This window comes from Streptomyces polyasparticus (genome assembly GCF_014493765.1).
In the GTDB taxonomy this organism is placed as follows: Bacteria; Actinomycetota; Actinomycetes; order Streptomycetales; family Streptomycetaceae; genus Streptomyces; species Streptomyces polyasparticus.
The window spans coordinates 193,996-206,267 of the sequence record NZ_JACTVJ010000018.1 but is presented as its reverse complement, the minus strand read 5'-3'; the positions used below and the strand labels follow the sequence as shown (position 1 = coordinate 206,267).

Below are 12,272 nucleotides of genomic sequence, written 5' to 3'. Positions count from 1 at the left end.
GTTCCGTACAGGAGGTCAGGGCTCGGGCGGGCGGTGCGGGTCGGGCCGTCCGCAGAACTCCGTCTCCATGAGGGTGTCGCTCCCGGCGATCGTCGCGGAGAGCCAGTCCGCGTTGGCGAACAGGGTCGTCGCGTGGTCGCCGCTGTGGCTGACGACGGTCTGGACCGAGGTGCCGGCGAGTTCGTTCGACGCGGTCCACAGCCGTGCCCCGCAGGACACCTCGTACAGGCCGATGCCGAGTCCCGCGTGGCCCATGCCGTCGGAGACGTCGAGCATCCGGGCCAGTTGCGCCTTCGGCAGCAGGCTGCCGCGCAGGAGGGCCGTGTAGAAGCGGTTCAGGTCGTCGAGGGTGCTGATCATCTCGCCGCCCGCCCCCAGGACCGTCGGGTCGATCTCGGTGAGGTCGGTGGGCTTGCTCGCCCTGCCGCCGTACGCGGAGCCGTGGGGGGACGGCAGGTCGCGGCGGGTGCCGGGGAAGGACGTCCCGGTCAGGTCCAGCGGGTCGAGGATGCGGCGTCGGACCTCGGCGGCGTAGGAGCGGCCGGTGAGCCTTTCGATGAGCAGGCCGAGGACCGCGTAATGAGCGTGCGAGTCGCGGTAGTTGAGGCCCGGTGGTGATTCCGGCGGCCGGCTCAGGCCGAGCCGGACCAGGTCGGCGGCGGTGTAGCGGCGGTCGTAGGAACGGTAGGGGCTCTTTCGGTCCTGCAGATACGGGTGCAGCCCGGCGTTGTGGACCAGGAGGTGGAGCACCAGGATGCGGCGGCCGTCGTGGCCGTTGCCCCGGAGCAGGCCAGGGAGGTGGCGCTCGACCGGATCGGCCAGGCCGATCCGGCCTTCGGCCGCCAGCTGCAGCACCACCACCGCGATGAAGGTCTGCGAGAGCGTGCCGATGCGGAAGTGGTCCTCGCGGCGCGGCGGCCGCGCGCTGCCGTACGTGGCGTGGCCCGCCGCGCCGAACCAGGTGCGGCTGTCGCGGGAGACCAGGGCGGCCACGCCCGGCGCCGGACTGTCCTCGGCCAGCTCGACCAGGATGCTCTGCTCCGCGAGGTCGTACGGAGGGATGCCGGGCTCGCCGGTGCCGCGAGGGCTGGCGGGAGTCGCGTCGCCGGTGCCGCGCGGGGTGGTGGGCTTCGCGTCCTGGGGCGGGTACGAGTTCCCCGCTCGTGGGACGGATGAGGTCGGTGGGGGAACCGAGTCCCACGGGGATGCGTCGCAGCTGGTGAGCGTGGTGGCGAGGAAGGCTCCCGCGGTCAGCAGGGCCTTCGTGCGCACGAGGACGTGTGCGGCCGGGCGTGCGCGCGCCGGTGCGTCGGTGCCGGCGGCCGGGCGGTGGTCGGGCATGGCGGCTCCCTGTGGGTGCTGCCATGGTGACCCGGAGGCGGGCGTTCCCTCCAGGGCCTCGAGGGAAGGCCGGGCGCAGGCGCGGCCGGACCCGGGACTTCCATGGCCCCCGGCATGAGAGACAATGGACGCTCTGCCAGGGCGGGTTGATTGCAGAGGGGACGCATGTCGGAGGCTGAGCGGCCGGAGCAGGCTCGTCGGGACGAGGCATCTCGCCGCGACCAGCAGGCCGGTCGGGACGAGGAAGCCCGCCGCGACCAGGAGGCCCGTCGGGACGAGGAGCCCGTTCGTGAGCAGGAGGCCGGCGGCGAACCGGAGGCCACGCGCGACAAGGAGCCGCGTCGCGAGCAGGACGCCCCTCGGGACGAGGAGCCCCGTCGCGAGCAGGACGCTCCCCGTGACAAGGAGCCCCGCCGGGCGCAGGAAGCGCGGCTGATCGCCGGGCGGTACCGGCTCGGCGATGTGCTCGGCAAGGGCGGCATGGGCACCGTCTGGCGGGCCGTCGACGAGACGCTCGGCCGTACGGTGGCGGTCAAGGAACTGCGCTTTCCGTCCAGCATCGACGAGGACGAGAAGCGCAGGCTCATCACGCGGACCCTGCGCGAGGCCAAGGCCATCGCCCGGATCCGTGACCACGGCGCCGTCACCGTCTTCGACGTGGTCGACGAGGACGACCGGCCCTGGATCGTGATGGAGCTGATCGAGGGCAAGTCGCTCGCCGAGGTCATCCGCGAGGACGGCCGGCTCACGCCGAAGCGCGCGGCCGAGGTCGGGCTCGCGGTGCTCGACGTGCTGCGCTCGGCGCACCGTCAGGGCATCCTGCACCGCGATGTGAAGCCGTCCAATGTGCTGATCGCCGACGACGGCCGCGTCGTGCTCACCGACTTCGGCATCGCCCAGGTCGAGGGCGACCCGTCCATCACCTCCACCGGCATGCTCGTCGGAGCCCCCTCGTACATCTCGCCCGAGCGCGCCCGTGGACACAAGCCCGGCCCCGCGGCCGATCTCTGGTCGCTCGGCGGTCTGTTGTACGCGGCGGTCGAAGGGACCCCTCCGTACGACAAGGGTTCGGCGATCGCCACGCTCACCGCGGTGATGACCGAGCCCCTGGAGACGCCGCAGCACGCGGGCCGTCTCGACCAGGTGCTCTACGGGCTCCTGGAGAAGGACCCGGAGAAGCGGCTCGACGAGGCCGGTGCGCGCGTCCTGCTGCTCGATGTGATCCATGCGCCCGAGCCCGTGGCCGAGGTGCCGGAGCCGCCCGCTTCGGAGCAGACGAAGGTCGTGCCGCTGCCCGGGGAACCGGTGCGGCCGGCGCGCCCCGCGAAGGGGACCGGCGGTGCCGCGGCGGTGGCCGTGGACGCAGGGCTCGCGCAGACCGCCAACGCCTCGGTGCCGGGCGGGGGTTCGTCCGGTGGCGCCCCCGTACGGCGGCCGCTCGGCGAGCTCGTGCCGAAGCGTACGCAGCTGATCCTGGCCGTGTTCGTGGCGCTCGCGGTGCTCGGCACCGTCCTCGGTGTGATGCTCTCCGGCGGCGACGAGGGCGGTCAGGAGAACAAGGGGAAGGGCGGCGGCGTGACCGCCAAGCCCTCGCCCGACGGCGAGGGGGACTCCACGACGTCCGGGCAGGGCGAGGAGTCTCCCGGTGGTGACTCCGGTGACTCCGGCAAGGACGACAAGGGCGACGACAAGGGCAAGGGCGGGACGGAAGGCTCCGGCGAGGGCACCGACCCCGGCAAGGTGCCCGACGGCTACACCGAGGTGACCAACGGCAAGTTCCACTTCTCCATCGCGCTGCCGGACGGCTGGAAGCAGACCGGTGAGTCGGCGGGTGGCGCCGGCGCGATCTACGGGGCGGGCTCGGGCTCGTTCCCGCGCGTGCAGGTGGACTTCACCGAGTCGCCGGGCGTCAGCGCGCTCGGGTCCTGGAAGAGCCTGGAAGGGATCGTCAAGCAGAACTACGACGACTACAACCGGCTCGGGCTCAAGGACATCGAGTGGCGCGGCTACCGCACGGTGGCCGACTGGGAGTTCACGCGGACGCAGAGCGGGGTGCCGGTGCGGATACTCAACCGGGGCTTCGTCGTGGACGGTTCGCACGGCTACGCGATCATGATCACGTGCAACGCGAAGGACTGGGACGCCAAGGAGTGCGCGGACCTGCGGGACGTCGCGTTCGACAGTTTCAAGCCGCTGGACTGAGCCGGCCGGGCGGGGTGGCCGCGCGTGCGGCGGCAAAGCCGCCACGGGTTGGTGAGACCTGCCGCGTACGCCGCCTCGGCCACGTATCGTGAGAGCTCGCGGACCGTACGCAGCCGCAATGTGCCGGGTTTCGACCGGAGTTGACGGATTCGTGCGGTGTGCGGGACAGGGATGTGGGGTGCGCGCGCTGACGGGGAGGCGACGTGGACGACTATGCGGGACGGGTACTCGCCGACCGCTACCGCCTGCCGTTGCCGCCTTCGGACGAGTTCGAATTCGCGGAGACGCGCGCCTTCGACACGTACAGCGGGCAGGAAGTGCTCGTACGGCAGGTGCCGTTGCCGGAGGTCGTCGAGGCCGAGGTGCTCGAGCCCGGCGACGCGGGTCCCGCGGCGCCGCAGCAGCGGCCTACGGGCCGCGGCGCCCGCAACCCTCGTAACTCCCATACCACCAGGGCTCCCAGCGATCCGGCCGTGCGCCGGGCGATCGAGGCCGCCGAAGCGGCGGCGCGGATACCCGACCATCCCCGGCTCGACCAGGTCTTCGACGTGTTCGCCGAGGGCGGCTCGCTGTGGATCGTCAGCGAGGTCGTGGCCGCGCGCCCGCTCGCGGCGCTGCTGGCGGAGCGGCCGCTGAGCCCCTATCGCGCGGCGGAGGTGGCCTCCGACGTGCTGACCGCGCTGCGGGCGCTGCACGCGCATGGCTGGGTGCACCGCAACATCACCGTACGCACCGTGCTCGTCTGCGACGACGGCCGCGTGATGCTCACGGGGCTCGCGGCGGGGGCCGCCGAGGAAGCGCTGTGCGGGTACGACCCGGTGCCTGATGCGGGCGGCGGGTTCGACGGGCGGGGTGCGGGCGGGACGGCTTCGGGGGCGGTGGAGGCCGGGGGCGCCGGTGGGTCCGGTCCGGGTCCTCGTGTGTCCGGTGGTCCCGGTTCTGGTTCCGGGCCTCGTGTGTCCGGCGGTCCTGGTTCCGGTCCCGCCGCGTCCGGTGGCCCCGGGCCCGGTCTCGGCCCTGGTGCGTCCGGTGGTCCCGGTGCCGCCGGCGGTGGCCGGCCCGAGTTGCCCGGCATGCGGGAAGAGCGCGGCGCCGGTGCGGGCGCCAACGGGGCTGATACGGAAGGTGGTTCGGGCGGACCGGAGCGAGGCGTCGTACGCGGTGCCTCCCCGAGCTCTTCGAGCAGGGGATACCCCTTGCCGGCCGGTGATGTGCGGGCCGCGCGGGCCGGGGCGATCGCGGCCTACCGGGCCGGGGTGCGGTCCGCCGCGGCGGCGCGTGCGCTGCCGCCCGCCGGCACGGATTCCTCGCGTGCGCCGGGGCCGGGCGAGGGCGAGCCGCTGCAGGGCACGACCGAGCAGGAACCGGCGCATCCGCCGGGCCGGATAGCGGATCCGTACGGCGTCGCGGGCCGGCCCGCCGGGCGGGCGCCCGAGGTCAGGCATCTGTCGGCGCAGGCGGAGAGGCCGGGTGGTGCGGGTTCGTCGTCGGCGGGTGGTGCGGGGGTGTCGTCCGCGGCCGTCGGCTGGCATGGCGCGGGCCGCCGTGTCCCGGGCCAACTGGCGGGCGGGGAGGGTGCGCGTGCCGAGGAGGGCGGCGTCGGCCGCGACGCAAGCCCCGGTGCCGAAGGCGCCCACCACGAGGTCGTGGTATCCGAGGGCCCGGGCTCCGAAGGGGCGGCCCTTGCAGGCCTCCCGCGGTACAAGGACCAGATCACGCCGCCCGGTCATGGACCGCAGGGCGGCCAGGGCCCGGCGACCGGCCACGGCCCCGCGCCCGCCTACGGTCAGGAGATCGCGAGCGGACACACCTCGCCCGAGGCCGCCCCGGGCCCGGCGCGGACCTCCGAACCCCCGTCCCGCTGGGACGAGTTGGCAGGAGTCGGCCCGAACCCCGGGCGCAACCCCGCCACCCCTCTCGCCCTCGAACGCGCCCGCCAGGCCCGGATGACCGTGGTCGGTGCCGTCACCGAGCGCTGGGCGCCGGAGCAGGCCGGGCCCGTGCACGAGAACTGGCAGCTGGCCGCGCCTGTCGGCCCCGCCACCGATCTGTGGGCGCTCGGTGCGCTGCTCTTCCGCGCGGTGCAGGGGCATGCGCCCTACCCGGAGGACAGCACCTACGAGCTCGTCCAGCTGGTCTGCGCCGAACCGCCCGCGTTCGCCGAGGAGTGCGGTCCGCTGCGGCCCGTCGTCGAGTCGCTGCTTCGCCAGGACCCCACGGAGCGGCCCGACTTCGAGGAGCTGCGCGGCTGGCTGCGTTCGCTCGTACGGTCGGCGCCCGAGCCCGAGGCCGGGGAGGATGTCGTCCCCGCGCCCGCGTACGACCGCAGCAGGCTGCCCGTCGTACGGCGCCGCGGCGAGCTGGTCCGCAAGCGGCGCGGTGCGGGCGCCCCGCCGGAGCACGGGCGGCACAAGAAAGGCAAGCGCAGGCGCAACGCGCCCGAGAGGCCCGCGCGCCCGGGTCGGTCCGGCCGCAAGGAGCGCCCCGTACCCGAGCAGCAGCGCGCCCTGAGCGCTCAGGTGCGGGCTCCGGAGCGCGAGCGGATGTCGCCATCGGCCGAGAAGTGGGAGCGTCAGCAGCAGCGCCAGATGCGGCAGATGAGCCGACGGCCCCAGGGCGGCAGTCCGAAGCGGCTCGGGCGGCTCATCCTGATCCTGGTGCTGCTCGGACTCGCGGCGGCAGTGGCGTACGCGATGCTCTTCATGCCGAAGAGCGGCACCGACGACCAGGGCGCGAAGGACCGCAAGGACCAGGCCGGATCGGTGAGTTCCGCGCCGGCGAACCCGGGCAAGGCGAGCCCCGACGGGGACGCGAAGCCGAGCGGCAAACCCAGCAGCAAACCCAGCAAGGAGCCGTCGAAGGAGACCTCGGCGCCTCCCGCGCAGGACGGCGGGGAGCTGCCGCAGGGCTTCGTGCTCCGCAAGGACCTCGAAGGCTTCCAGGTCGCGGTCGCCTCCGGCTGGGACCGCAAGCCGGCCAACGGGCGCGGGCAAGTCGTCTACAGCCAGGGCGCGTTCTCGCTCACGGTGGTCCCGGGCCGCGACAGCACCGAGGACTACGGCGACGATCCGCTCGCCTACCAGCGCGAGGACGAGCGCGAACTGCAGCCGTTCCGCGACTCGACCTGGTCCACATCGGCGGGCCTCAGGCAGGTCGAGGTCGGGCAGCGGGTGCGGGCCGAGGGGCAGTTCACCTGGGACGAGGGCTCGGCCAAGGTGTACGCGCGCAATGCGGCGATCATCGTCGAAGGGGCGTACCACATCGTCCTGGTGAAGGGCCCCGAGGCCGAACGGGACGAAGTGACGCGCCTGTTCGAGCAGGCCGTGGAGACGTACGAGACCACGGACTGAGCGCGGACGGCACCACCGGCTGAACCACGGGCCAGGAGCGCGGCCTGAATCACAGCTCGGTCCCCGCTGTTCCGCACCCGCCTCCCGCTCCCTACCCTGGCCTTTCGAAGGACAGGCGGGGGAACGTGGACCAGATCGAGGGCAGGGCGCAGGCGCAGAGCCGATTGCTCGTGGGCCGCTACCGGATCGAGGGAAGTCTCGGTCACGGCGGCATGGGCAAGGTGTGGCGCGCACACGACGAAGTGCTGCACCGGGTGGTCGCCGTCAAGGAGTTGACGGCCGCCCGGTACGCGGGGGAGAGCGAGCGCGCCGTGCTGCTCGCGCGGACCCAGAAGGAGGCGCGGGCGGCGGCCCGGATCAATCATTCGGCCGTGGTCACCGTGCACGACGTGTTCGAGCACGACGACCGGCCGTGGATCGTGATGGAGCTGGTCGACGGACGCTCGCTCGCCGATGCCGTACGGGACGACCGGCGCGTGCCGCCGAGGGAGGCCGCACGGATCGGGATGTGGGTGCTGCGGGCGCTGCGCGCCGCGCACACGGCCGGTGTGCTGCACCGGGACGTCAAACCCGCCAATGTGCTGCTCGCCCGCGATGGCCGCGTCCTGATCACCGACTTCGGGATCGCCGCCATCGAGGGCGACTCGACCATCACCAGGACCGGTGAACTGGTCGGCTCCATCGACTATCTGGCCCCCGAGCGCGTACGCGGCGAGGCGCCGGGCCCCGCCTCCGATCTGTGGGCGCTCGGCGCGACGCTGTACGCGGCGGTCGAGGGGGAGTCGCCGTTCCGGCGCACCTCGCCGCTGTCGACCATGCAGGCCGTGGTCGAGGAGGAGCCGCGGGACAGCGCGTACGCGGGTCCGCTCGGCCCGGTGATCACCGCGCTGCTGCGCAAGGACCCGGCGCAGCGGCCCTCCGTCGACGAGGCCGAGCAGATGCTGGCCGAGGTGAGCGAGGGGCGTGCGCCCCAGTCGGCGCAGGCCTATGTGCCCACCCGCCGGGTCGCACCGGACGAACTCACCGCGGTGCGGCCCGGGGACACCACGGCCGCTCCTGCCGCCGCTCCTGTACGCCGCCGTCGGCTGCGCTCCGTCGTCGGTCTCGTCGTGGCCGCCGCGCTCGTCGGTGCGGCCGCGGCCTTCGGCGTACTGAAGTACATGGAGCAGCGCGAGCCGGACGGCACCGGAACGGGCCAGACGGCCGGCAGCGCCCCGAAGGACTGGAAGCGGGTGCGCGACGAGGCCGGGTTCAGCGTGCTGCTTCCGGCCGGCTGGAAGCGGCAGACCGAGGGCGCGCAGATCGACTACACGCCCGACGACGGCGTCCATCTGCTGCGGATCGCCATCGACAAGGAGCCCGACTTCGAGAACGCCTACCTGCATGTGCGCGACATGGAGAAGCAGGGCATGGGCCGGATCTCCACGTACCGGCAGATCAAGCTGCGCTCGAACTTCTTCCGCGACCGGCCGGGCGCCGTCTGGGAGTTCCGCTGGACGCAGACCACGGGCGTGACGAAGGGCGAGCGGCGGGCCATCGACCAGCTGTACGTGGGGGAGGACGGCACCGAGTACGCGATCTACATGTCGGGTCCGGTGAAGGACTGGGACAAGACGCGGGAGAAGTTCGACCACATCCTGCGGAGTTGGCAGCCGCCGCGGTCGTAGCGGCAGGCGCGGGCGGGGCGGCTCCGGTGAGGCGGCCCCGGTGGGGGATTTCGCCCCCGATAAAGGTCATTGAGGGACAAGGCGTCCGTGAAAACGCTCGCATCTGGTCACGGGTCCGTGACCGAGGTGGCATCCGGGGCGTCGTACGCGATAGGGATGACGGCATGAGTAACGACGGGGGAGCGCCCTACGGATCCGGTGAACCGACGAGCTTCGGACTGCGTCCGCCGGAGCAGCCGGGCGCCGGCGGACCGTATGCCGGTGGTCCGTACGGTGCGCCGGGTACGCCGCCGCAGCCGGGTGCACCGGGTACGCCCAATCCGTATGCCCACGAGGCCGCGCCGACCCAGGTGCACCCCGCGGGACCCGCGGTGCCCGACGCGCCGCGGCCGCCGCAGGCCCCGGCCGGCGCGTCCGTGCCCACGCAGGTCGTGCACGAGACCGACCCGGGTGCGGGACGGCTGATCGCCGGACGCTACCGGCTGCTCTCCAAGCTCGGCCACGGCGGCATGGGCACCGTGTGGCGCGCGAAGGACGAGACCGTGGACCGCGAGGTCGCGGTCAAGGAGCCCCGCGTCCCGGACCACTTGCCCGAGCGCGACCGCGCCACCGCCTTCGAGCGGATGCGCCGCGAGGCACGCGCCGCGGCCCGGCTCGACCACCCCGCCGTCGTCAATGTGCACGACGTGGCGGTCGAGGACGGGCAGCCGTGGATCGTCATGGAGTTCGTGCAGGGCCGCTCGCTCGGCGCCGCGCTCCAGGAGGGCACGCTCGGCACGCGCGAGGCGGCGCGGATCGGCCTCGAAGTGCTCGGCGCGCTCGAGGCCGCGCACAAGGCGGGCATCCTGCACCGCGATGTGAAGCCGGACAACGTGATGCTCGGGCAGTACGACAGGGTCGTGCTCACCGACTTCGGTATCGCCCAGATCGAGGGCGAGACCAATCTGACGGACACCGGCGGGTTCGTCGGCTCGCCCGAATTCATCGCCCCGGAGCGGGTGTTGGGGCAGCGCCCCGGCCCGGCCTCGGACCTCTGGTCGCTCGGTGTCGTCCTGTACGCGGCGACCGAGGGCGTCTCGCCGTTCCGGCGCAGCAACACCCCGGCCACGCTGCAGTCCGTCCTCAACGCGACGCCCGCGGCGCCGGCTTCGGCGGCGGGGCCCCTCGCGGACGTGATCAACGGGCTGCTGCAGAAGGACCCCGGTCACCGGCCGGACGCGGTGACCGTACGGCGCCTCCTGGAGGAGGCCGCGAAGCCGCCGGCTCCGCCGGTGGCCACGCAGGTGATGACCCAGTCGTCGGCGGGTGATGGCCCCCAGGGCGGGATCCGGGTCGGCAAGAAGGCCCTGATCGGCGCGGGCGCGGCGTTCGTGGCGCTGGCGGTGGCGCTGGGCGTGGTGCTCGCGGATCCGTTCGGCGGCGACGGCGCCGAGGGATTCGTGTCGAAGCCGGAGAAGGCACTGGGCGCCACGCTCAAGGTGCCCGCGAACTACACCGTCGGCCGCCCGGAGGAGGACGGCATCGGTACGCCCGAGCACTGGGTGTCGTATTCGGACCCGAGCGGTTCCATGTGGGTCGGCCTCACCCTCTACAAGCAGAAGGAGGACAGCACCGGGAACATCGCGGCCTCCGCCGACGCCGAGATGTACGAGGACGACAAGGACTTCCGGGAGACCGGCGACAGCAGCCTGGGCATGGGCACCGACCCGGCCCCCAAGACGGACCCGCAGACGAAGCTGGAGTTCGAGGGCGGCAAGGCGGCCAAGAACACCATCGTTTATACGACGACGGACCAGACCCCGCGGCCGCGCGAGATGCAGGTCTTCTACTACAAGGCCAAGAACGGCGACATGTACAAGCTCGGCATCTACTACCCGGGCAAGGAGAGCGACTTCTACGAGCGCGGGCGCGAAGTCGCCGAGCAGGCCATCAAGGGTCTCGACATCACGAATCCTTGACCGAAGGGGCTTGTCCGTACCGACAAGCCCCTGATCAGGCCCTTTGCTGCCAGTGGCCACTGGCACGGTGTGCGGACCGCGTGAAGCCCTATTACCGACGGGTACACAAACACTCGGCGGAGCCGTACGCTCACGCCATGACGGACGCCCAGGCCCCTGAGAAGACCGGCACCAACCCCGTAGCCCCCGCCCCGGCGGGCGCGCGCACCGCGGCCGATGTGGTGACGCCCGAGCTGCTCGCCCAGCTCACCAAGGGCGTCGTCGGCTCCGGCCGCACCGCCAACCACACGCCGTACACCGGCGAGAAGCTGGCGGATCTGCCCGAGTCCACGCCCGAGGACGTGGCCGAGGCGTTCGAGCGTGCGCGTGCGGCGCAGGCCGTCTGGGCCCAGGTGCCCGTACGCCGGCGGGCCGCCGTGCTGCTCCGCTTCCACGACCTCGTGCTCGAGCGGCAGGCCGAGGTGCTCGACCTGATCCAGCTGGAGACCGGCAAGGCGCGCCTGCACGCCCACGAGGAGGTGCAGGCGGTCGCGGTCGCGGCCCGGCACTACGGCCGCAAGGCCCCCGCGTATCTGCGCCCGAAGCGCCACACCGGCGCGGTGCCGACCCTCACCAAGGTCACCGAGCTGCGCCACCCGCGCGGGGTCGTCGGCCAGATCGCCCCGTGGAACTATCCGCTCGAGCTCTCGGTCGGCGACGCACTCCCCGCGTTCGTCGCGGGCAACGCGGTGGTCATGAAGCCCGACACCGAGACCTGCCTGACCGCCCTGTGGGCCCGTGACCTGCTGATCGAGGCCGGGCTCCCGGCCGAGGTCTTCCAGGTCGTGCTCGGCGACGGACCGGTCGTCGGGCCCGAGGTGGTCCGGCACGCCGACTACGTCTCGTTCACCGGCTCGACCCGTACCGGCCGCGAGGTCGCGCAGGGTGCGGCGGCCCGCCTCGTCGGGGTCTCGCTCGAACTCGGCGGCAAGAACGCGATGCTGGTCCTGAAGGACGCCGACATCGACAAGGCCGCGGCCGGCGCGGTGCGCGCCTGCTTCTCCTCCGCGGGCCAACTGTGCATCTCCATCGAGCGGTTGTACGTGCACGAGTCGATCGCCGACGAGTTCGTGCAGCGTTTCGCCACGCGCACCAAGGCGATGCGGCTCGGCAAGTCCCTCGCGTACGGGGCGGACATGGGCTCGCTGGTCGGCGAGCGCCAGCTGCAGACCGTGACCCGGCATGTGGACGAGGCCGTCGCCAAGGGCGCAACGCTGATCGCCGGCGGAGTCGCGCGCCCGGACATCGGACCGTACTTCTACGAGCCGACCATCCTCGACGGCGTCGAGGCGCCGATGGCGGTGTGCGGCGAGGAGACCTTCGGACCGGTCGTCTCCATCTACCGCTTCACGGACGAGGACGCGGTGATCGATGAGGCCAACTCCACCGCGTACGGCCTCAATTCCTCGGTCTGGACGAAGGACGCGCGCCGCGGCCGCGAGGTCGCCGGGCGCCTGCGGACCGGCACGGTGAACATCAACGAGGGCTACGCGCCCGCGTACGGCAGTGTGCAGTCGCCGATGGGCGGCATGAAGGACTCGGGGCTCGGCCGGCGGCACGGCTCGGAGGGCATCCTCAAGTACACCGAGGCGCAGACCGTGGCGCATCAGCGGATCATGCCGATGGCGCCGTCGTTCGGGATGAGCGACGAGAAGTACGCGGCGTTCATGAGCCGCAGCCTGCGGGCGATGAAGGCGCTGAGGCTCCGGTGAGCG

General features: G+C 72.8%; 6 protein-coding genes. 5 read left to right on the top strand and 1 reads right to left on the bottom strand.

The genetic code is table 11. From position 1 onward, the window contains the following. Nucleotides 1-15: 15 nt before the first annotated feature. A complete protein-coding gene (locus H9Y04_RS32645) occupies nucleotides 16-1,341 on the bottom strand; it encodes a serine hydrolase domain-containing protein (protein WP_187817712.1) in 1,326 nt (441 codons plus the stop codon). Nucleotides 1,342-1,506: 165 nt separating this feature from the next. Here H9Y04_RS32645 and H9Y04_RS32640 point away from each other — a divergent pair, with 165 nt between their 5' ends. The 5 genes from H9Y04_RS32640 to H9Y04_RS32620 all read left to right on the top strand — a co-directional run bounded on the left by H9Y04_RS32640 (nucleotide 1,507) and on the right by H9Y04_RS32620 (nucleotide 12,269). Then, nucleotides 1,507-3,543, top strand: coding sequence for a serine/threonine-protein kinase (locus H9Y04_RS32640; protein ID WP_187817711.1), 2,037 nt, complete (start codon nucleotides 1,507-1,509; stop codon nucleotides 3,541-3,543). 203 nt (nucleotides 3,544-3,746) lie between these two features. Next, the gene (locus H9Y04_RS32635; protein WP_187817710.1) at nucleotides 3,747-6,893 is read left to right on the top strand and encodes a serine/threonine kinase C-terminal domain-containing protein; all 3,147 of its coding nucleotides are present in this window, start codon (nucleotides 3,747-3,749) and stop codon (nucleotides 6,891-6,893) included. A 125-nt stretch (nucleotides 6,894-7,018) separates the two neighbouring features. Next, nucleotides 7,019-8,560: a serine/threonine-protein kinase gene (locus tag H9Y04_RS32630; protein WP_308801352.1), complete on the top strand. Its 1,542-nt coding sequence runs from the start codon at nucleotides 7,019-7,021 to the stop codon at nucleotides 8,558-8,560. 164 nt (nucleotides 8,561-8,724) lie between these two features. Then, nucleotides 8,725-10,518, top strand: coding sequence for a serine/threonine-protein kinase (locus H9Y04_RS32625; protein WP_187817709.1), 1,794 nt, complete (start codon nucleotides 8,725-8,727; stop codon nucleotides 10,516-10,518). Between the two features lie 137 nt (nucleotides 10,519-10,655). Next, nucleotides 10,656-12,269, top strand: a complete 1,614-nt coding sequence (locus H9Y04_RS32620; protein WP_187817708.1) for a succinic semialdehyde dehydrogenase — start codon at nucleotides 10,656-10,658, stop codon at nucleotides 12,267-12,269. Nucleotides 12,270-12,272: the final 3 nt, after the last annotated feature.